This window comes from Vibrio sp. 10N.286.52.C3 (genome assembly GCF_041468865.1).
Lineage (GTDB): Bacteria > Pseudomonadota > Gammaproteobacteria > Enterobacterales > Vibrionaceae > Vibrio > Vibrio crassostreae_C.
This window is the reverse complement of sequence record NZ_JBFRJM010000003.1, coordinates 41,247-61,435: the sequence shown is the minus strand read 5'-3', so window position 1 is coordinate 61,435 and position 20,189 is coordinate 41,247. Positions and strand designations below refer to the sequence as shown.

General features: G+C 44.3%; 19 protein-coding genes. 10 read left to right on the top strand and 9 right to left on the bottom strand.

What is annotated here, in order from left to right; translation table 11 throughout:
- Positions 1 to 5: 5 nt before the first annotated feature.
- Both AB4138_RS01465 and AB4138_RS01460 read right to left on the bottom strand, forming a co-directional pair.
- Positions 6 to 938, bottom strand: a complete 933-nt coding sequence (locus AB4138_RS01465; RefSeq protein ID WP_372304756.1) for an urea transporter — start codon at positions 936 to 938, stop codon at positions 6 to 8.
- Between the two features lie 82 nt (positions 939 to 1,020).
- Positions 1,021 to 1,680 (bottom strand): pyridoxamine 5'-phosphate oxidase family protein, encoded by a 660-nt coding sequence (locus AB4138_RS01460; protein WP_017061784.1) that lies wholly within the window; start codon positions 1,678 to 1,680, stop codon positions 1,021 to 1,023.
- 90 nt (positions 1,681 to 1,770) lie between these two features.
- On the opposite strand from AB4138_RS01460, the gene AB4138_RS01455 reads away from it, so the two are divergent.
- On the top strand, positions 1,771 to 3,228 hold the full coding sequence (locus tag AB4138_RS01455; protein ID WP_372304752.1) for a PLP-dependent aminotransferase family protein: 1,458 nt from the start codon (positions 1,771 to 1,773) through the stop codon (positions 3,226 to 3,228).
- 46 nt (positions 3,229 to 3,274) lie between these two features.
- On the opposite strand, the gene yjeH is transcribed toward AB4138_RS01455, so the two are convergent.
- Positions 3,275 to 4,543: an L-methionine/branched-chain amino acid transporter gene (gene yjeH, locus AB4138_RS01450; protein WP_372138906.1), complete on the bottom strand. Its 1,269-nt coding sequence runs from the start codon at positions 4,541 to 4,543 to the stop codon at positions 3,275 to 3,277.
- Between the two features lie 254 nt (positions 4,544 to 4,797).
- Between yjeH and AB4138_RS01445 the strand changes: the two genes are divergently transcribed.
- From AB4138_RS01445 to AB4138_RS01435, 3 genes are all read left to right on the top strand, one after another.
- Positions 4,798 to 5,259, top strand: coding sequence for an Lrp/AsnC family transcriptional regulator (locus AB4138_RS01445; protein WP_372138908.1), 462 nt, complete (start codon positions 4,798 to 4,800; stop codon positions 5,257 to 5,259).
- The gene (locus AB4138_RS01440; RefSeq protein ID WP_017070979.1) at positions 5,253 to 6,173 is read left to right on the top strand and encodes a LysR family transcriptional regulator; all 921 of its coding nucleotides are present in this window, start codon (positions 5,253 to 5,255) and stop codon (positions 6,171 to 6,173) included. Before AB4138_RS01445 ends, AB4138_RS01440 begins: the two co-directional genes overlap by 7 nt.
- Before the next feature lie 127 nt (positions 6,174 to 6,300).
- Positions 6,301 to 6,915, top strand: a complete 615-nt coding sequence (locus AB4138_RS01435; protein ID WP_017061779.1) for a LysE family translocator — start codon at positions 6,301 to 6,303, stop codon at positions 6,913 to 6,915.
- Positions 6,916 to 7,308: 393 nt separating this feature from the next.
- Here AB4138_RS01435 and AB4138_RS01430 read toward each other — a convergent pair whose 3' ends face one another.
- Both AB4138_RS01430 and AB4138_RS01425 read right to left on the bottom strand, forming a co-directional pair.
- Positions 7,309 to 8,472, bottom strand: coding sequence for an alpha/beta hydrolase (locus AB4138_RS01430; protein ID WP_372138909.1), 1,164 nt, complete (start codon positions 8,470 to 8,472; stop codon positions 7,309 to 7,311).
- A gap of 53 nt (positions 8,473 to 8,525) precedes the next feature.
- Entirely contained in the window at positions 8,526 to 8,756 is a 231-nt protein-coding gene (locus tag AB4138_RS01425) for a hypothetical protein (RefSeq protein WP_017061777.1), read from the bottom strand.
- A 273-nt stretch (positions 8,757 to 9,029) separates the two neighbouring features.
- Between AB4138_RS01425 and hcp the strand changes: the two genes are divergently transcribed.
- The gene (hcp, locus tag AB4138_RS01420) at positions 9,030 to 10,691 is read left to right on the top strand and encodes a hydroxylamine reductase (RefSeq protein WP_017068651.1); all 1,662 of its coding nucleotides are present in this window, start codon (positions 9,030 to 9,032) and stop codon (positions 10,689 to 10,691) included.
- 101 nt (positions 10,692 to 10,792) lie between these two features.
- Entirely contained in the window at positions 10,793 to 11,854 is a 1,062-nt protein-coding gene (locus tag AB4138_RS01415) for a hybrid-cluster NAD(P)-dependent oxidoreductase (protein ID WP_136982710.1), read from the top strand.
- A 239-nt stretch (positions 11,855 to 12,093) separates the two neighbouring features.
- Here AB4138_RS01415 and AB4138_RS01410 read toward each other — a convergent pair whose 3' ends face one another.
- On the bottom strand, positions 12,094 to 13,530 hold the full coding sequence (locus tag AB4138_RS01410; RefSeq protein ID WP_372138910.1) for a glyceraldehyde-3-phosphate dehydrogenase: 1,437 nt from the start codon (positions 13,528 to 13,530) through the stop codon (positions 12,094 to 12,096).
- A 967-nt stretch (positions 13,531 to 14,497) separates the two neighbouring features.
- On the opposite strand from AB4138_RS01410, the gene AB4138_RS01405 reads away from it, so the two are divergent.
- Entirely contained in the window at positions 14,498 to 17,062 is a 2,565-nt protein-coding gene (locus AB4138_RS01405) for an ATP-binding protein (RefSeq protein ID WP_372138947.1), read from the top strand.
- 31 nt (positions 17,063 to 17,093) lie between these two features.
- On the opposite strand, the gene AB4138_RS01400 is transcribed toward AB4138_RS01405, so the two are convergent.
- The 3 genes from AB4138_RS01400 to AB4138_RS01390 form a co-directional block, all read right to left on the bottom strand.
- Positions 17,094 to 17,330, bottom strand: a complete 237-nt coding sequence (locus AB4138_RS01400; RefSeq protein ID WP_017061772.1) for a hypothetical protein — start codon at positions 17,328 to 17,330, stop codon at positions 17,094 to 17,096.
- A gap of 166 nt (positions 17,331 to 17,496) precedes the next feature.
- Entirely contained in the window at positions 17,497 to 18,123 is a 627-nt protein-coding gene (locus tag AB4138_RS01395; protein WP_372073555.1) for a D-Ala-D-Ala carboxypeptidase family metallohydrolase, read from the bottom strand.
- 196 nt (positions 18,124 to 18,319) lie between these two features.
- Positions 18,320 to 18,634 (bottom strand): DUF496 family protein, encoded by a 315-nt coding sequence (locus AB4138_RS01390; protein ID WP_004742367.1) that lies wholly within the window; start codon positions 18,632 to 18,634, stop codon positions 18,320 to 18,322.
- 195 nt (positions 18,635 to 18,829) lie between these two features.
- Here AB4138_RS01390 and AB4138_RS01385 point away from each other — a divergent pair, with 195 nt between their 5' ends.
- Genes AB4138_RS01385 through AB4138_RS01375 form a run of 3 tightly spaced genes read left to right on the top strand, consistent with a single transcriptional unit; the run spans position 18,830 to position 20,058 of the window.
- Positions 18,830 to 19,030, top strand: coding sequence for a hypothetical protein (locus tag AB4138_RS01385; RefSeq protein WP_017068647.1), 201 nt, complete (start codon positions 18,830 to 18,832; stop codon positions 19,028 to 19,030).
- A gap of 56 nt (positions 19,031 to 19,086) precedes the next feature.
- Positions 19,087 to 19,743, top strand: coding sequence for a YceH family protein (locus AB4138_RS01380; protein ID WP_017061769.1), 657 nt, complete (start codon positions 19,087 to 19,089; stop codon positions 19,741 to 19,743).
- A complete protein-coding gene (locus AB4138_RS01375; protein WP_017061768.1) occupies positions 19,744 to 20,058 on the top strand; it encodes a GIY-YIG nuclease family protein in 315 nt (104 codons plus the stop codon). It abuts the gene before it with no gap.
- The last annotated feature ends 131 nt before the right edge of the window (positions 20,059 to 20,189 follow it).

Genomic DNA, 20,189 nt, shown 5'->3' with positions numbered 1-20,189 from the left:
CAGAGCTAACTTATGGTTCGTTTATGGATCAGGCTGGACAAGTAAACCATCCCCCAAGTACTCAAAATGAAAGGGGCGGTGAGTGGTAACAGTGACAGTTCATGAAAACCAAGTGTGATGAGACAGCTTAACAGCATGCCTAATAGGATTAACGGCCAACGGATTCGCGGATAGGGCACAAGTGCTAAAGTGGCAAGAATGGCGTTGTACCCGTAAAGACCTTGGGCTACCAGTTCGTTAGAAGCGCCAATCAACCCGCTAAATACGGTGCTAATTATTACTGCGAGCATAACCCAAATGGCATGCTTGATATTGTTGAGTGCGATGGCGACTAAGATAACGAGCCCCGACAACGCATTTTCGATGAAGCTGACTTGGCTTATCCCTTTTAACAACGGGATCACCACTGTCGGCAGGTTGAACCACGAGTTAGCCTCAATACTGATGAGTGGCATCAGTGCGGAATCAGGTGCAGAAAACGCTGACAGCTCAAAGGTTGATTGGATAATATAAATCAGCCAAGTGGTGAGGATAAAGGCGCTAGTGTAACCGCGATATTTCTCAAAACTGAATACGACGTGGGCAATCGGCACCGTGAGTAATGCACCTAACGCAGTCACTAAAGCCAATAATGGTGTCACACCAAAAAAGTTACCGATAAATAAACCAATCAAAGCGCCATTTAGCGCGTACATTCCACTATCAATGTCGTCAACTGACTTGTTGGTGTTGGTGTTGGTGTTGGTGTACATATAGCCATAGAAAGCTAATGCATAGCTGCAACTGGCGCCAAGTAAGGTAAGAAAAGCCAGCGCCAGTGACTCAATAGAAATGGCAAGCAACAGCAAAGTCGACGTCATGATAGACGGTGTGAAATAGACTTGCCCAATGCCATTGAGCAAGCCTTGAAACGGCAGAATATCCTTGTTCGTTTTCATCGTCTGATTACATTATTGAGTCATGTTAAATTTTTGTAATTCAGATTGTATACAATTTTATCAAGTTCACCATCTTCGAGTGTTAATTCTGATACCAGCGTTCACCATAAGCTTGTTGGTAATCTGGTGTTTCAATGATGCCTTCTTGTTCTGGAACGGTTTCTAACGGCCCAACAACAGTTCTATAGGGTAATACGCCAGCCCAAACTGGAATGTCCATATCGGCTTTATCATCATTCACTCCATGTTTACCAATCTTCACGGAAGCTTCTGTTAAAGGTATCGCCAACAACTCGGTCGCAGTGAGTTCTTTTTCATTACTGAGCCTCACTTCATCGGTTCTGCCCGGTGCGATTTGCTCAATAAAGATATTCAACAAGCGATCCTTTTCTTGATTGTCATCGATGACTGAAAATGACCCCAATACCACAGCAGAACGATAATGCGCACTATGATGAAATGCCGAACGAGCCAGCACCCAACCATCGAACAAGGTGAACGTTAAACAGGTTGGTTCTCCCTTTTTTAGTCCTTTTAGTAGGCGACTGTTTTTAGCTCCATGAATGTAGACTATATCACCCACTCGCCACGCGAGCATCGGGATGACCATTGGTCCTTGTTCGCCCTGCAATGCAATGTGTGCGATTAAGCTCTCATCAATAATTTGGTGCAGTTTCTCTTGTTCAAATACGGCTTTGTGAGCCCCTTTTTTAATCGTGGTTCTTTTCGTGTTAGATAACATAATCGCTCCTTAATCATTGCCTTTTGATTAATGTAGCGATTAACTGGTCTATTAAATAGAGCCACTTTTAAACACTATTTGGATCCAGTTATGCAGCCTATCGATGTCGGTGATCTACAGTTAGACGAACAACACGGCACGCGTCAAACCGCCTTGTTCCACGCGATAAGAGAGAAGATCGTTCAAGATTTATGGAGCAAGGGCAGTAAGTTACCTTCAACACGTAAGTTGGCTGTCGAGTTATCGGTGAGTCGAAATACGGTGATTTACGCGTACGAACAACTGGTCACGGAAGGCTATATCGAGAGTAAGCAAGGCTCAGGGTTTTATGTCTCGGTTGAACAACCAGAACACTTTCTAAGTTTGTCTAAGCCAAACAGTATTCAGGATCCGAAGGTCAAACAAACAGTCAGTAAACCGAGTGCAAACATAGCGACACCGAACGACATTAACCGTAGCTTTGCCCCCGGAGTTCCTGACTTAGATGCGTTCCCTTTTGCGAAATGGCAGAGGTTGCTGCAACGTCACTCTACACGTCAGAACATTGCGGGCAATCAAGAGGTTCAGGGAAGCTCAGCCTTGAGGGGAGCGTTGAGTGGGTATCTTGCAAGCAGTCGCTCGGTTCACTGTAGTGCTGACAGAATCATCATAACCGCAGGTGCTCAGCAAGCTATCTCAATCGGTTTGATGGCGACGTTAGCGATGGGCGACAAAATCCTTGTGGAAGAGCCCGGCTATCGACAAGTGCATAAAATTATCGATCTGTTGAGGTTAGAGTTAGATGGCGTAAGTGTCCGTGAAAAGGTCGGTATTGATATTGAAAAAGTGCTCTCCAGTAATGCTAAGGCTCTGTATGTCACTCCAAGCAATCAATACCCAATGGGCACAACACTTAATACCGAGCAACGCCTCAAGCTAATCGATTGGGCCAACAAAAATCAGTCTTGGATTATTGAAGATGACTACGACAGTGAGTTTCAGTTTGCACATCGCCCTTACACCAGTATGCAAGGCTTAGCGGGTAAACTCGGGTTTGATGACCGAATCATTTATGTTGGTTCGCTGAGCAAAGTCATGTTCAACGGACTTCGTTTAGGCTACTTAGTGGTGCCAGAAAGTCTGGTGGTGAAGTGTCTTGAGATTAAAGATGCGCTCACTGGAGACACGGCGTCTCATACACAAGAAGCTTTGGCGGATTTTGTTCGAGAAGGCGACTTGCTGCGTCATATTAGAAAGATGCGTCGGTCATACAAACTCAAGTATGAAGCGATGATAGAAGCGATTGAAAGCGAGTTTAACGGTGATCTTGAAGTGATCAGTCAGGCGGCAGGACTACATGTAACGGTGAAGTGGTACAACGGAATATCTGAACATGAGTGGAGCCGTAGAGCAGAGCTTGAAAATATCATCATTCGTCCTTTTGACTTTTATGAATATGGATCAAGTGATGTTCGTGATTGGAGTGGTGCGGTTTTGGGGTTTGGAAATATCCGTTTGGCTGACATAAAGCCGAAGATCAAACAGATCGCTCGGCTTTTTTATCAGTAATATTGGTAGGGCTTGCTTACAGTTTGTCGATTCATCATTAATCGAGTTATAACTTGTCGACAGAAACGGTTTTACCTTTACCTAGCCACTTACGCCAAGGGAGTGACAATGTCACAAAAATAGTGACAGCATAGAGCATCGACCAGCTTAAACAAATAAACACCAAGGTACAGATGACCAGTGAGAGCATGGCGGTGTATCTAGATGCGCCAGTCAGTAATCGGCAAGCGGCTAACATCGCGAGCAGATAAACCAGAACAAAAATACCGTTGGCGAGCTTGAGAAAGAACTCGAGGTCCAAGTTAGACAACTCACCAATCACACACGAGACAAGCGCGATAAAGCCAATTGCTAATGTTGGGTAAAGTGGTACGCCGCGGCTGTTCAATTGAGCCATTCTACTTGTCGGAGTGTGTTGTCGAGCTTGAGCCCAGATCATTCGTGATAGGCTTTGTGTGTAAAGGTTTAGGCTAGCAAAACAAGCAAAGAAACCAAGTACACTGATGATCGTTTTGAAGCCATTGCCAAACAGTTGTTCTGTTACCCACGGGATGGATGCGGCATCAAATTCAGGTGAGCCGTAAGCCCCCAGTTTAAGAATCACCACGGAACAAGCCCAGTACACTAACCCCGCAATAAAACAGCCTGCAATGATGGCGATTGGGAAGTCACGTTGTGGATTTTTGAACTCCTCTCCCATGTGAGCAAAAGCTTCTATTCCGACAAAGCACCAAAACATAACAGCCAAAGCTGCGCCGATAGACCACATCGAATCGGACGAGATAGCAGGAAGAGCAACATCGGCTATCGTGATATCGGCTTTCCAAACAAAAGTGCTAACTAAGGCGAAAATCGACAACGCGATTACGGTTTGTAGGCGGCCAGAAGATTTACTGCCCATCAAGTTGACGGCAATCAGCAGGGCTACGGTAAAGGACTGAGCACCAAGCGGTGTGTCGAGTGGAGAAGGAAATAGTTGTTGAGCAAAGCCGCCAGCCAGTGCAATGGCCGCTGGAATACCGACAGGAATAACACTCACAAACAACCACGCCACGCTTGTTTCTAATCGCTCGCTAAACGCCTGGCGCACAAAATAGGCAGTACCACCTGCATTCGGGTAGCGTTTTCCTAATGATGCGAAGGTCAGTGCAATCGGGCAAATAGCGATAAACAGGATTAACCAAGCGAGAAGAGACAACTGTCCTGCAATGCCTGCTGCGATCGCAGGGATCATAAATAATCCAGTGCCTAGCAAGGTCGTCGAGAGTTGTCCGATTCCTGAAATAAGCGTGATTTCTTGTTTGAGTTGTGTCATTCGCTCTCCTAGCTATTTGATTCTGGTCACGGTCTTCCAGTAACTTTCTTCTGGTGTGTGAGAAGTTATGATTGAGAGCATACATTGTTGACATCAATAATACAGCTAGCGAAACGTCGTAAGACACCGTCATTTTAACGGTATTAATCCGATTCAGTGTGAAAGTGTCGGCTGTCAGAATGGCTGTTATAAGTAGGAAAGTTGTGTCAAATTAGGCGTTATAAATAGAACAATAAATGAAAAGAATCAGAAGCATGGATAAATTTGATCGCCAGATTTTGGATATTCTCAAAACCAATGCACGATGCTCAGTGAGCGATATCGCCCGAGATGTCAGCCTCTCGCGCTCAGCGGTGAACGCCAGAATCAAGAAACTGGAAAGCGACAAAGTGATTACGGGCTACTGCGCTCAAGTGGCAGAACCCAACCAAACGAAGAATGTGTGCGCTTATATTTTGCTGAAATTCGACATGTCGAGTAGTGACCATAGTTGTGAGTCTTACGCGAAACAAATCCAGAGTATTGATGAGGTGCAATGGTGCCACTCTATTAGCGGTGAGACAGATATGATGTTGTACGTGGAAGTGGAAAGCATGGAGAGCTTGAACCTAGTTCGCGATCAGCTGCAAAGTTACCCGGATCTTCGCCACTTAATGACTCATACGGTTTTGACCGAGTTTTTCAACAAACAGAATGCGACGGTGCATTCATGTTAGGCAATATCAACTTAAACCTACTGCGTTCACTGCATGTACTTCTTGAAGAGTGTCATGTGAGCCGTGCCGCCCAACGTTTGCATATCACACAATCCGCGGTGAGCCGTCAGCTCAGCCAGTTACGAGATTTGTGTGGTGACCCTTTACTGGTCCGTGATGGCAACAAACTGGTGCCGACCAACCGCGCACTTCTGCTTAAAGGCAAACTCGACGACCTGCTTGGCGAGTTTGACCACCTGTTAGATGATAAACCCTTCGAGCCGCAAGACTGGCAAGGTGAATTGGTGTTGTCCTCGAGTGATTATGTCGCTCAGTATATTCTTCCTGTGATTGTGGCAGAGGTGTCTGCTGAAGCGCCGAACATCAATTTGGCTTATCGCCTGTGGCAGCCAAACTACCTTGAAGCACTGAACGAGTCGGGTATTCACTTGGCTTCCAGTATGTTTCCCACAAAGCCTGAACATGTTTCAAGCATCAAACTTGGCGAAGATAAGTCGGTGTGTTTGATGCGCAAGTCGCACCCATTGGCTCAGCAAGCGGTTTTAAGTGCAGAAGATATTGTTCACTACTCTCACATCAAAGTGACGGGTGGTGGAGATAAAGACAGCTACGCGGACATAGCATTGAAGAAGCAAGGGCTGAAGCGAAGAGTAGCTTTGCAGGTCCCGTTCTTTTCATCCGCAGGTACTGTGTTAATGCAAGACGACTACTTGATGATCGTGCCAGAACATATCGCCTATAACCTAGGTCGACACCTCGATACTACCTACTTTTCGTTGCCATTTGATACGGAAATGCATACCTATTGGTTAATGTGGCACCCTAAATATGACAACGACTCTGCCCACAAATGGGCGCGAGAAAAAGCATTCCAAGCCATGCAAAAGTCGAGTTACAATATCAGTATGACTTGAAATCATAGGTGTGATGATAATCTTTGATTTCAAATAATACCTCCTGCGAATTATGGTAAGTGCCAAGTATTGAGTATTAAGCGTAGAGCGTGCAGCTGGAACGCTTTATTTTATTAGGAATGGAATGATGACAGTAACAATTTGGTTTTCTTTATTAGCGATTTGCTTGTTGGGTGCAATGTCTCCGGGCCCAAGCTTGGCGATGATCGCTAAACACAGTTTGGCTGGTGGACGTATGAACGGGCTTATCGCAGCTTGGTCACACGCTGCTGGCATCGGTATTTATGCGTTCGCAACCATTGTTGGTTTAGCTGTTGTGCTTGAGCAATCCCCAATGTTGTTTAAAGGTATTAGTTTAGCGGGTGCTGCTTATCTGCTTTATCTCGGCGTAAACGCGTTGCGTTCGAAAGGTGGTGTTGCCGCGAAATTAGAAGCAGGTGAGAAGATGAGTTACATGCAGTCTGCTCGTGAGGCTTTCTTGATCTCTATCTTGAGCCCAAAGATCGCGTTGTTCTTCATCGCTCTGTTTAGCCAATTTGTTGCGCTAGGTAATGAACTGACCAATCAGGTTATCATTGTCTCAACACCGCTGATTGTCGACGGTCTTTGGTACACCTTTATCACCTTGGTACTGTCTAGCCCGTTGATTGTTGAACGTATTCGCTCGAAAGCTCAGTTGATTGATCGACTATCTGGCGTGGTGTTGATCTTGCTTGCTGTTCGCGTGGTGTGGACGATATAGCAGTGCGTGATAAGAATAAGTAACTAGGGTCTGTTAACTTTTAGTGGTTAAATTTTGTTCGAGATAGAATCGTTTTAGGCGCAGCAAGGAGTATGTAGCCTAGTCATTCTAAGTTAATACTTCTTAACAAAGCATAAAACGATTCTAGCCGAACCCTTCGGGCAGCCTTTGTGGTTCATTTCTACTGCGTTATCGGCTTCTCATATAGGCTAGCTACACTTCAAAGCCTCTGCCTTGTAGAAATTTCCCACAAAGTGCTGCAAAAATCAGCTCTAAAGGTCAACAGACCCTAGACGTTCACCAGAAACGACACTCATTAAAAAAGGCTCACTAGACGTTATCTAGTGAGCCTTTTTGATTTCTCTGGATTAGCTTTTGGAAGACTTGAGCTTATTAGCCTTCAGAGTTCAGTACGGCATCTAGCTTCGCCATCGAGTCTGAGAAGTAGGGGTTGTAGGTCAAACGCGCATGGTTCTTCCCTTCTTCACGATAGCCCCAAGCTGAGTACCAAACCTCACTGGTTGCATTGCATTGTTCTTCAAACCCTTCTGCCTGACCATTGGAGCAAATCTTCTCGCTACCATTGATTCCGTAATAAGGGTTGTTTGGTGAGAACAGTAAGCCCATGTGAGAGCCGTTCGAGATGCGTTGCTCTGGGATCTTCATGCTGTACTGAACAGCGCGAGGATCCTCGAGAGTCGTCTCTCCTTGCCAGATCAACACATTGTTTGGGTTGGGCATCGATTCAGTAAACGCTTGTTGAACGAAACTGGTGTCAATCACGCTGTCGCCTTCACTCATCATAATAAAAACTGGTTTATCGAAGTGTTTATCTTGTAAGTCACCACGTACGACTTCTGATGTCTCGTAGTAAACCGATGCACCATTCATTGGCAACGAGTTGTAACGCAACACATTGTCTTCAGGATCTTGATCCGCCCAAGTGACAAAGTAGCTTGCTAGTCCCGCGTATTGAACGGCAGACGAGCTCGGTTGAAACGCAGGTGAGAACAGCAGTAACCCAGAGATCTTTGGATCGTTCATCGCCTGAGAAGTCACGAGGTTCGCGCCGGTTGAATAGCCGCCTAGCCAAACAGAATCATACTCTTGCTCAAGTAACTTCGTATGATGAGCCACCACACCTTGCCAATCTTCTAGGCTCGGCTGCATTAAATCACCCACGCGACTGCCGTGACCCGGAAGTAATACGGTTCTCACTAAGTAACCTTGCTCTGCCAAATGGGTAGCGATGTCTTTAAATGAGTAAGGTGAGTCGCCTAATCCATGAACCAATAATACCGCCTTGCCGTTTGGCGAGGTTGGTTGATACTCGGTTGGTGAATTGAGTTGGATCTCGAGTTGCTTGTCTTCCGTCATGAACACGCGGTTTTTCAATAACCAATCTTGTGTGTCATTGACGTAGGCATCAAAGCTGTCTTGCTGATAGCTAGGCAAGTCTGGAGATGTTTCGTAAGCGGGTATCGGTGTCTCGTTGGAACAACCAACGAGACTTAAAGTCGTTAAGGCCAGCAATGCTAGGAGGGGCTTTCTTTGCATTATGTAATCTTGTCTCTGTTGTGCTTTCACTATGTCTGAAACTAAAGTTTAGGTTACTTTTTGCTTGAAAGGTCTTCGTATTCACCTTCAATAACACCGGCATCATTGGTTGATGACTGACGAGTGTTCATATGAGCTGCGAAACCTTGTTTCTTCATTTGATTCTGAATGCGCTTGCCAGTAATTAAAGCTGCAATAGCTAAAGGAATAGCAAGGATCAAGCTTGTGAATAACGCCAAAAGGCCAGTAAACAATGCAACAATCGTAACTAATATATTTTTCATATTCATTCCTCTTTTTCTATGTTGTTACTTTATCGCTTCTATTCTGAACGAAACATGAACGCCGTTAATAAATCTCTGAGAGTCACTATGACACGGATGTGTGCTGTTAGGGAGTTTATATGTAGTCATAATCACGCACTAAAAACATGGAATAAAACTAAGTTTAATAAAATCAATATGTTAAAAGTTGGCACGCTTGATGCTCTATAGGGGTTGGAATAAGTCACTGTAAGCAAAGTACTTACAGTTAATAAAAATTACTGGAGCCCTTATATGTTCTGTATTCAATGTGAACAAACAATTCAAACCCCAACCGTAAAAGGCTGTTCTTTCGCACAAGGTATGTGTGGTAAAACTTCGGAAGTATCCGACCTTCAAGACGTGTTGGTGCATTCTCTTCAAGGTGTTTCTTTTTGGGCCAATTTGGGCCGTGCGTGTGATGTTATTGATACTGAAATCGACGAGTGGGCGCCAAAAGCGTTTTTCGCAACACTAACCAACGTTAACTTCGACCCTGCTCGTATCATCGAATTCGCACAACAGTCCCATGAATTCAAGCAGCGTTTAGAGCAACAGGTTCGCGCGGCAGCGACATTGATTGGTTTTGAGATCCCAGCGCTTTCTGCTGCTGCTCAATTCGACCTTCCAACGGACTCTTCAGAGCTATTGGCGCTTGCCCCTCAAGCGGCGGTAAACCGTGGTCACGACTCTCAACACGAAGATGTGATTGGTCTTCGCCTTCTTTGCCTATACGGTCTAAAAGGTGCAGCAGCTTACATGGAGCACGCACGTGTTCTTGGTCAAACTGATAATGCTATTTTCGCTGAATACCATGAAATCATGGCGTTCCTAGGTACAGATCCATCAGACCTAAAACAACTGTTAGATACGTCTATGCAGATCGGCTTAATGAACTACAAGGTCATGGAAATGTTGGATAAAGGCGAGACAGATACCTTCGGTCACCCTCAACCAACAACCGTGAATGTGAAGACGAAGCGAGGTCACTGTATCCTTGTTTCTGGTCACGACCTGCATGATCTAGAAAAGATCCTTCAACAAACGGAAGGCAAGGGCATTAACGTTTACACCAACGGTGAGATGCTACCTGCACACGGCTACCCTGAACTAAACAAGTACCCACACCTTGCGGGTAACTACGGCAGCGCTTGGCAGAACCAGCAAAAAGAATTTGCGAACTTCCCAGGTGCGATCGTAATGACATCTAACTGTCTGCTTAACCCAGATGTGGGCTCGTACGCTGACCGCCTATTTACGCGTAGCATCGTAGGCTGGCCGGGTGTTGCTCACCTTGAAGGTGACGATTTCAGTGCAGTGATCGATTGTGCTCTTGCGCAAGAAGGCTTTAAGCATGACGAGATCGAGCAAATGATCACTGTCGGTTTTGGTCGTAACGCCTTGATGGAAGCAGCGCCTGCGGTTGTTGAACAAGTGAAAGAAGGCAACATCAAACACTTCTTCCTAGTGGGTGGTTGTGACGGCGACAAATCTGAACGTAGCTACTACACAGATTTCACAGCTCAAGCGCCAGAAGATTCAGTAATCCTGACATTGGCATGTGGTAAATTCCGTTTCAACAAAAACCAATTCGGCGACATTAACGGTATTCCACGTCTGCTCGATGTTGGCCAATGTAACGATGCATACTCAGCGATTCAGCTTGCTCTTGCGCTGTCTCAAGAGTTTGATTGTGGCATCAACGAACTACCACTAACACTTGTTCTTTCTTGGTTCGAGCAAAAAGCGATCGTTATCCTGCTTACTCTGTTCGCACTGGGTGTGAAAGGTATCTACACAGGCCCAACAGCGCCTGCATTCCTAACTGAAAACCTACTAAAGATTATTCAAGACGAGTTCGATATGCGTTCTATCTCAACGCCAGAGCAAGATCTTAAAACAATCTTAGCGGCTTAATCTAAGCCCACTCCCAAGCTCCGTTGTTGCTGTTCTCTAGGAACGTGCAGCGGCGGGGCTTTTTAGATTTAATTCTTTAGTATCAGTGAGGTGTGTGAACTATGTATGCATGGTCGGATAGCGATTCAATCAATTTAGTGTGTTTAAAGAAATGGCACGAGACGCCAGATACGGTCAGCTTTGAGCTTGGCAGTATTCCACAAGATTTACATTTCAATTTTAAGCCCGGTCAGTTCATCACCTTGGGTTTAGATATGCCGACGAAAACGGATTACCGTGCTTATTCCGTGGCTTCTTGCCCCGAAGATAACCGCCTGAAGTTGACGGTCAAGCGTGTGGAAGGTGGCTTGGTTTCGAACTTTATTGTTGATGAGCTTGATGAAGGTGACGAGGTTTCTGTGTTGAAGCCGGCAGGTTCGTTTAACTGTATTGATTGCATGCCAACGGCAACAAAGAAAGTAACGCTAGTGAGTGCGGGCTGTGGCATTACACCCGTAATGGCGATGGTAAAATATTGGCTGTCTCAAGACAGTGACAGTGACATTGAGATTGATTTCGTCCACATGGCACGCAACAAGCTTGAGACTATCTACTTTCAAGAACTTCATCAGCTCGATGAATCACATGCGAATTTCAACTTAAAACTGCTGTTAAAAGACAACGAAGGAACAACCGCCCCTCAAGGTCGTTTAGATAAAAACTGGTTGGTGAAACTGAGCCCAGATATCTTAGATAGAACGGTTTACCTGTGTGGGCCTGTCGGCTTCATGCAAGATATTGAGAGTTATCTGAAAGAGCTTGAGTTCAACATGGATAACTTCTATCAAGAGAGCTTTACTCCTGCTACTCAGGATGCTCAATCAGAAGCGTCAAACGCCGAAATTGCTGACGATACGAATAGTGCTGTTAAGGTATTTGTGCCTGCGTTCGGCGCTGAAGTTGAAGCGGAAACTGGCACACCATTGGCGGATTCATTAGAAAAAGCAGGCGTTCCAATTATTATCGCTTGTCGTAGTGGGATTTGTGGTTCGTGTAAATGCAAAGTGACCAAAGGATCTGTGGAATCAAGCAGCCAAGAAACATTGACGCCAGAGCAGATTGAACAGGGCTACGTGCTTGCATGTTCAAGCTCGATTCAGTCAGATGTTGAGGTTGAGTTATAACAGACGTAAAGCTGTGCAAGAGTGATGAAGACAAGATCTTATTATAGCGATAAAAGTTAGGGCGCTAGATGTAAAAAGGCCACCTAGATCAGTTAGAGAGAGCAGATCTAAGTGGCAACCCTCTTGTTTATACGGGGGAGTAAAACAAAAGGGGTTGCGAAGTCCATACAGACTTCGCAGATATAGTTATTATGTTGTGGAGCTTGTTGCGATGGACGTATCTACAAGAGCGAAGTTAATTAAACTTCTGGGTATGTCTTGTAGCGTACACCCATCATCTGTTCCATACAGTGAACAACTTGGCAGCTGTAGCCAAACTCGTTATCGTACCAAATGTACAGCACGGCACGGTTGTCTTGTGCGATAGTCGCCACACCGTCAACCACACCTGGGTGACGAGAGCCAACCAAGTCGGTAGATACAATCTCAGTCGAGTCTGTGTAATCAATTTGTGCAGACAAAGCAGAAGACAGCGCCATTTTACGCAGGTACTCGTTCAACTCTTCTTTGTTTGTGCCTTTCTCAAGGTTTAGGTTCGCAACTGCCATTGAAACGTTTGGCGTAGGAACGCGAATCGCATTACCTGTTAGCTTACCTTCCATTTCCGGCATCGCTTTTGATACTGCTTTAGCAGCGCCAGTCGATGTCAGTACCATGTTCAATGATGCAGCACGACCACGACGATCACCCGAGTGGAAGTTATCGATTAGGTTTTGATCATTGGTAAATGAGTGCACCGTTTCGATGTGACCAGACAGCACGCCAAACTTGTCGTGAACCGCTTTCAATACTGGCGTGATTGCGTTAGTAGTACAGCTTGCTGCAGAGATGATGGTGTCTTCTGGCTGAATAACATTTTCATTCACACCAAATACCACGTTCTTGATGTCGCCTTTACCAGGTGCAGTCAGTAGCACTTTCTTCGCACCGTTACACGCAACGTGTTGGCTCAGGCCTTCCGCGTCACGCCATACGCCTGTGTTATCAACCACAAGTGCATTTTCAACACCGTAAGCCGTGTAATCCACTTCTTCTGGTTTGTTTGCGTAGATAACTTGGATGAAGTTACCGTTAACGATGATCGCTTTGCGTTCTTGGTCTACAACAATGCTGCCGTTGAATTGGCCGTGTACAGAGTCACGACGAAGCAGGCTTGCACGTTTTTCTAGGTCGCCATCTTTGCCGCCGCGTACAACGATTGCACGTAAACGCAGTGGGTACCCCGGGCCACTTTTCTCGATCAACAGACGAGTTAGCAGTCGGCCAATACGACCAAAACCGTACAATACAACGTCACGAGGTTCTGTCATTGCATCGCCTTGAAGCGATTCTACAAGTGCAGTTTGTAGGAAATCATCCAACCCGTGAGTGTCTTCGCGATCTTGCCAGAATGCATGGGCAAGGCGACCAACATCAATACGACATGGAGACAAGTCCATAGAGAGAAGGTGTTGAATGATTGGTTGAGTCTGTTCTGCTGTAAGAGGAGAACCAGTGTAACGTTTTGCGATACGGTGAGCTTTGATGATGTCGATAGTTGTCGCGTTAACCAGGGTCTTACCAAAGAGGATAACTTCTACGCCTTTTTGACGGTATAACTGACCTAAAGTTGGAGCGATGGATTCAGCAATAGTTTGACTAGTTTGCCAGTCTAGGAGGTGCTTTTCGGGACTCATCTTTACTCGGGACCTTTCACGTTAAGTTTCTGCATTCATGGCGGTTGTAGGGAAGCCAATCAGCATAGGGGATTTGAGGCATCAGGCTGTGGTCTATATTGCCACTTAAATGTGCTTGATATGCCTTGTGTGCAACTTGTAATTTTTATGTGGCAGGATTGTAAGGTACGACGGGTTATTCTGCTAGGAAAAATAAATGCAGACAAATTATCTGTAAGTTGGCTTTATATTAGCCATAAATCAAGTTTTTAGTGTCGATAAAGACTATTGACTTTAACAATCTGTAGCACTTATTTTTCGCCAAAAAATACTCAAATCAAAATATTATATGTAATAAAAGTCATAGTGTTCATTAAAGGTGTGATCGTTAGCTCAAGTTACACGTAAACAGTAAACGATAAATAAGGGAATTAACGAGTATTGATGTTTGACCTTTGAATAAGCCTAGCTTGAGTGTGAAAAGTGCATCACGCAAACGATTGGATGTCACAATTTTAACCTAACTATCCACTTTGTTAGCACGCAGAGTCATTATTCACAGTCTAGTTGAGCCGCAGAATGTGGATGTGTACTTGTTATGCCGGTGATAATAACTGGATAAAACGTCTTTTGTTTACATTTTGCTCACTAAAACCTCGCTTGCTTACATCTCATTTGTAGAAACCTCCTCGAGTAGACCTCTCTCACGTAACGTTCACTTGTCTAAAATCGGCTTGTCTCAATCTCACTTAGTAAAGCAGACTCCTCCGCTTTAAAGCCCTGTTTTGGATGCCTGTTGATTCTAATTTTTCGTTCTGGGCTCAGAGTATCATTTGTTCATATCCAATTTGATCAATAACCCCCTGTTAATGTCCTATTCTTAATTTGGGCTAGGTAAATTACTTTCGGGAAGGGAGTCGTTATAAAAATGATAAATATGTCAATTAGATGGCGTCTTATTTTTCTTTCCACGGTTTCTGTACTCATTATGTTCGGGTTTACAGTGAATGAAGTGCTTAAGAACGATGAGAAGATGAATCACCTTGAAACAACGCGTATTAAGGTCGAAGCGCTTCAATTTTTTAATACGGTTTCAAGTGATGCTTATCGATGGTTGGTGCTGTCTAATGATTCCCCTGAGAAAGGTCAGTTGCTTTTAACACTGCAATCAGAACTGGATAGACTGACTCAGTATGGAATGCGACTTCAACGGTTCGACAGCAATTGGAGTATTGACCCTCAGTTAGCTGAATTGAAAAAGTTGTTGATGATCCTAGCTAGTACACCTGAAACGACAGACAGCAGAAAATTGACAGAGCGCGCTTTCGACTTGTTAAAAGACGTGCTGATGGAGCTGTCCGAATATCGCATGGCTTTAGTCGATGCCAATATTGGTCAAGCGGAAGCGATGTTTATCAATCTTACGCATTATGTGTTTTGGACTCAGAGAGAAGCGTGGTTAAGCTTCAGTTTGTATCGCTCGCCCGAGCTAAGAAATCAATATTTATTGAGCTATGTAGGTGCGCTAGAGAGGCAGCAACAGTTGCTTGATACATTTTTCCGCTCTGATACTCGTTCACCTGAAATTAGGCAACTGCTAAACGCGGTCGCCAAAGATGATTTTCAAGACAAATTTATATCTCGAATCCTCAAAGGGGACTTTTCATCACCCGAAATATATCAACACTTGAAAAGCTTAGAGGTTAAAAAACGGGCTATTTCAAACGCGATTGGCGCTTACACCAATCAAATACAGTTTGAACTGACCAAGAATATCGCGTTGCAGAAAAGGCAAACCTTGGTCATGACGTTGCTTATACTCATCGCTTCTGGTGTTTTGATGTGGCTTGGGGTTGCGACATCTCTGCGCTTAAACAGAAACCTGTCGATTATCTTGAAAGGTGTGTCGGAATGCGCTGATAGCTACGGCCAGCCAAAGGTGATTCGTATCCAAGGGAACGATGAGCTTGCCGAGTTCACTGAAACCCTAAATCGAGTGATGGAACGCAACTATCTGCACAACAAAGAGTTGATAACAGCAAAAGAAGACGCGATTTCGGCTAACAAAGCCAAAAGCGCATTCTTAGCAAATATGTCACATGAAATACGCACGCCACTTAACGGGATCATTGGCATGGCTGAGATCTTATCTCAAAGCCAACTGAGCCCAAATCAACAAGAAGTACTGGGGGATATCGAATCGTCCTCTCACTCTTTACTGGTGCTGCTGAATGACATACTCGACCTGTCTAAAATCGAGTCGGGTAACTTGATGTTGTCACCACACAATGCTGATTTGCGAGAAGCGGTTTATGACTCTGTGAGTGTGATTCAGTCGAAAGCGATAAGTAAGGATATTGAGCTCGACATCAATATCGATTATCAAACGCCGTCACAACTGTTTTTCGATGAGTACCGCGTGAGACAGGTGCTGACCAATCTGCTTTCTAATGCCATCAAATTTACGTCTAAGGGCACAATTACAACTGACATTGCTTATACACCTATGTCTATGGGCAGGGGCAAGCTTGAATGCAGCGTGTCTGATACCGGGATTGGGATTGAGCCCGAGAAGTTAGAGTCCATATTTGAACCTTTCACTCAAGAAGATGGCAGCATTACCCGTCAATTTGGCGGTACGGGGTTAGGGCTTGCGATTTGTCGACAGCTTGTTGATCTGATGGGTGGTTACATTACCGCGCGTTCAGTGAAAGGAGAGGGCTCTACATTCACTTTTTGTTTGTATGTCGATGTTGTAGAAGCGCCTGTTCAAACTTTCGATAACCTGAGCCGAGCGACCATCATCTCGAACTCTTTCAATTACCTCGATCAGCTCGTTAAAGAGTGTGAGCGTTTGAATGTTCGAGCCAATGTGGTGTCATCCATTGCTGCCCTTAGTGAAAGTGTAAAAGAAAGTGACTTCATACTTTATTGTCATACCTTGCACCACTCTATGGAAAAAGATCTTGCGACGTTGAAGGTGATATATCCTCTTGCTCGCGTCATCGTTTGTCAGCATCACCTATTTAAAACCAACCTAATCAGAGAAACGGTCCACTCGACTCATACCTTGCCATTCTTGGGCCGACGTTTCTTAACCAGCTTACAATCTCTCGATGTGGGCGAAGAGCAAACGCCTCAAGTGGAAGCAAAAGATGAAGAAGTTCGCTCTCTGAATCGACGCATTTTGATCGTTGAAGACAATCTGATGAATCAAAAAATAGCGAGCTTCTTCCTTGAGCAAGCGGGTTATGAATATTTGATTGCCAGTAATGGCCAAGAAGCGGTGGATGTCATCACCCAGGGTGCTCAGTTTGATGCAGTCTTAATGGACTGCATGATGCCTGTTATGGATGGCATAACGGCGACTCGTGCGATACGTCAGTGGGAAGCCGATCAACAAGTCACACCATTACCCATCATAGCTTTAACCGCCAGTGTTCTAGAAGAAGACATCAAAGATTGTTTTGAAGCCGGTATGAACGCCTACTTACCTAAACCCTATAAATCTCACCAGCTGTACGATCTTTTCAGTAGCCTTGATATTGTCTAGGGCTCCCGTATCAAGGCTAGCGCGGCGCTACTTAACGAACTTCCAATCCAAGGTTGTATTGTGCAAGGCAACGACCGACATAGCTGATGTTCAGCAAGGCTGCGACTAAGATCGTGCTGATGTGGGCGACGATTTGAATTGGCAGTGAGAAGTGATCGGCCATTGGATAAGCAACAATAATACTGAGAAGCATAAGCAAGGTTGTGATAGCTAGACTGAAGTTTGAAACAGAAAGCAGAGTTTGAAAGCGTTGAGTCATCGTCTTCATATTGAATTCCTAATTGCTATTAATAATTATGATACTTGTTATTAATATCAATTAGCGTTCCAGTTTTAATTTACATTTAAAATCATAATCTTATGTAATTTCGCTTGTTTTTAGAGTCTAAGTGACACGTGCGAATTGCAGGTCTTTATGACTCGATCGTGTTTCTTTACCATTGTCTAAACCCACAAGTATCGATGTGGAATCGAACACCTGAATATAAACCAAGCCCAACATTATTTTTTTGCCCGAATTCCGAATGAATATTTTTAAGTTTCACGTGTAGATCTTCGCGAGTAATGTCATTTGCAGGCACTAGGTCTAAGGCACAAAACTCTAAGTGCTTACTTCGCAGTGCACCACCAGCTTGTTGATTGTAGATATCGGTTCGCTCTCCAGATACTGGTATAACAACACCGATTTCAGGCTCAATATATTGTTGTATGTACTTCAGGGTATTGATCATGTTTGGCACATGTTTCTTATTTGGGAGGGTAAACAAGGTTGTATTACTCATTGCCCAATCCGTCCCTTGCAATAGAACGAGATGCAGAGGCATGCTCTGAGTAACGCCATTGTCCTTGAGTTGTTGTCCGATTGCTCTCACTTGGTCTTGAGCGTGATTGAGGAGCATCCAACCTCGAAATGCTGATCGGGTCGGAACCTTGTAGCCATGAACATCGACCACGAGATCGTCATAAGTGATTTCGGTTTGTTCGGTATAAAGTTTCTCAAATTTTTCAGGGTAAGGTTGTGTCGTTGATAACGCCAAGGTTATCAGAATACTTCCGTACATAAAGTCTCTCCATCGCTAGTGTACACTCGTTATTTAGTTTGATACTGCTGTTGAGTTTCATTCATTTTGCTTAGGTACGCTTAAGCCTAGACGGTTAGGTTTAGATGCTTAAGTATAGACGCTGGAGTTTAGGTAAAAAAACCCACTACTAAGAGTGGGTTACTAACATTGTTACAAGTAAATTAGCGAGGTTAGATTACTTCTTACCTTGGATTTGCTTGTCTTCTTCTGTCAGTTCACGAATGCGACGGCTGATGTCACGGCGAGCTTTAGAAATCTCAGCGCTCTTGATGATGTGGTCATCAACACGGTCTTCGTAGTCAGCTTTCATATTTTTGATAATGCCTAGGATCTCGTCGTGGGTCATCTCTGGCTTGATGTAATCAAGTAGGTTATCAAGAAGGTCGACACGCTTACGGTTGTCACGAACTTTCTTTTCGTTGTCTAAAAGTTCACGCTTAAGTTTGTTCTTACGTCGTGCTTGGTTAACAATTTCAAATACGCTGCTCATAGATTCCTTTTCCTATTCGTCAAATACGTTGTCTGCTTCTGATTAAAGCACATCAATTGATGATGTAACAGTCTTTAGATCAAAGCAAAAGTAAGGTTGTTTAATTATTCGTCACTCTCGCTGATGTGTGATTGTTTTTATCTTACCGTTCAAGTTAATATCCCATGTAGATACTGCATTGATACGAAATGTGAAATGAATCAACAACAATTGGAAAACGAAGAATTGGACGACAATGTCACTGAATCTTCAGCAGAACAAAACAAGCTTCGTGATGCGTATGTACAAGAGCGTACTTATTTGGAAGTCGTGGAAATAGAGCTAAACCGTTCTAAGATCATAATGATTGATGAACAGGGCAGAAAGAAACGAGTACCAATTTTGTCTGAACACTAGTTACTGCATTGTTAGGTGTTGAGATGGAATTATCAAAATAATAAAAAGGAAAAACGATGAACACAGTACTTTCCCCAATTGAAGCGAGAATTATCGGTTGTTTGATCGAGAAAGAAGTCACTACTCCCGATCATTACCCACTGACACTGAACAGTTTAACCACGGCATGCAATCAAAAGAGTAACCGTGAACCTGTTCTCTCTCTTTCTGAGTCAGATGTTTTAGATGCAGTTGATGGTTTAATCGGACGTCGCATGGTGAGTGATGAGAGCAGCTTCAATAGCCGTGTTAATAAGTATCAGCATCGTTTCTGCAACACTGAGTTCGGCGATCTGCAATTTACAGAGCAAGAGCGTGCAATCATCTGCTGTATGTTACTGCGCGGTGCGCAAACACCCGGTGAACTTCGTACTCGAACGGGTCGCCTTGCAAACTTTAGTGATGTGAAAGAAGTAGAAGCAACATTAGACAAACTCGCTGCAAGAGAAGCAGGTGCCTTGGTTGTGAAGCTGCCACGCGAAGCGGGTAAACGTGAATCACGCTACCAGCATTTGTTGAGCGGTGAAGTGGACGTTGAAGCGTTTGCGATGGCATCAGTAAGCGCGGCTGCCCCCTCTGCAACGAGTGAAAAGTTTGAAGAGCTTGAGTCTGAAGTTGCAAGCCTACGAGCAGAAGTGGCAGAGCTTAAGGCTCTGGTTGAATCACTGCTTTAAATGTCAGATGCTGATAAAAATGCGGATTGGGTCGTGTACTTGATCCGCAATCGTCACAATGCCCTTTATTGTGGCGTGACGAACAATCTAGAACGTCGATTTGAACAACATCAAACCGGTAAAGGCGCCAAAGCTTTAAAAGGTAAAGGCCCACTTAAGCTGGTTTGGAGCTTTGGTGTTGGCTCAAAAAGTGAGGCGTTGAAAACCGAATACGCGATCAAGCAGTTGCCCAAATCCCGCAAAGAAAAACTGGTATCACTCAAACTGATTATTGAGTGGCAAAAAGACAAAATTCAATATATCGAAGTCTCATAATTCATAGCTAAAATGTTTGTTATTGATTAAATCTTAATAGTGTAAGGAGCTATATCGGCTCTAGCTAAGCTTATGAATTTAAATGGTAATTACTCTTACCGTGAATGGGCTGAAATCATAATTTAACTCGT

Coding starts and splice junctions, on each gene's coding strand:
- AB4138_RS01465 (WP_372304756.1), bottom strand. CDS start 938: ATGAAAACGAACAAGGATATTCTGCCGTTTCAAGGCTTGCTCAATGGC.
- AB4138_RS01460 (WP_017061784.1), bottom strand. CDS start 1,680: ATGTTATCTAACACGAAAAGAACCACGATTAAAAAAGGGGCTCACAAA.
- AB4138_RS01455 (WP_372304752.1), top strand. CDS start 1,771: ATGCAGCCTATCGATGTCGGTGATCTACAGTTAGACGAACAACACGGC.
- yjeH (WP_372138906.1), bottom strand. CDS start 4,543: ATGACACAACTCAAACAAGAAATCACGCTTATTTCAGGAATCGGACAA.
- AB4138_RS01445 (WP_372138908.1), top strand. CDS start 4,798: ATGGATAAATTTGATCGCCAGATTTTGGATATTCTCAAAACCAATGCA.
- AB4138_RS01440 (WP_017070979.1), top strand. CDS start 5,253: ATGTTAGGCAATATCAACTTAAACCTACTGCGTTCACTGCATGTACTT.
- AB4138_RS01435 (WP_017061779.1), top strand. CDS start 6,301: ATGACAGTAACAATTTGGTTTTCTTTATTAGCGATTTGCTTGTTGGGT.
- AB4138_RS01430 (WP_372138909.1), bottom strand. CDS start 8,472: ATGCAAAGAAAGCCCCTCCTAGCATTGCTGGCCTTAACGACTTTAAGT.
- AB4138_RS01425 (WP_017061777.1), bottom strand. CDS start 8,756: ATGAAAAATATATTAGTTACGATTGTTGCATTGTTTACTGGCCTTTTG.
- hcp (WP_017068651.1), top strand. CDS start 9,030: ATGTTCTGTATTCAATGTGAACAAACAATTCAAACCCCAACCGTAAAA.
- AB4138_RS01415 (WP_136982710.1), top strand. CDS start 10,793: ATGTATGCATGGTCGGATAGCGATTCAATCAATTTAGTGTGTTTAAAG.
- AB4138_RS01410 (WP_372138910.1), bottom strand. CDS start 13,530: ATGAGTCCCGAAAAGCACCTCCTAGACTGGCAAACTAGTCAAACTATT.
- AB4138_RS01405 (WP_372138947.1), top strand. CDS start 14,498: ATGTTCGGGTTTACAGTGAATGAAGTGCTTAAGAACGATGAGAAGATG.
- AB4138_RS01400 (WP_017061772.1), bottom strand. CDS start 17,330: ATGAAGACGATGACTCAACGCTTTCAAACTCTGCTTTCTGTTTCAAAC.
- AB4138_RS01395 (WP_372073555.1), bottom strand. CDS start 18,123: ATGTACGGAAGTATTCTGATAACCTTGGCGTTATCAACGACACAACCT.
- AB4138_RS01390 (WP_004742367.1), bottom strand. CDS start 18,634: ATGAGCAGCGTATTTGAAATTGTTAACCAAGCACGACGTAAGAACAAA.
- AB4138_RS01385 (WP_017068647.1), top strand. CDS start 18,830: ATGAATCAACAACAATTGGAAAACGAAGAATTGGACGACAATGTCACT.
- AB4138_RS01380 (WP_017061769.1), top strand. CDS start 19,087: ATGAACACAGTACTTTCCCCAATTGAAGCGAGAATTATCGGTTGTTTG.
- AB4138_RS01375 (WP_017061768.1), top strand. CDS start 19,744: ATGTCAGATGCTGATAAAAATGCGGATTGGGTCGTGTACTTGATCCGC.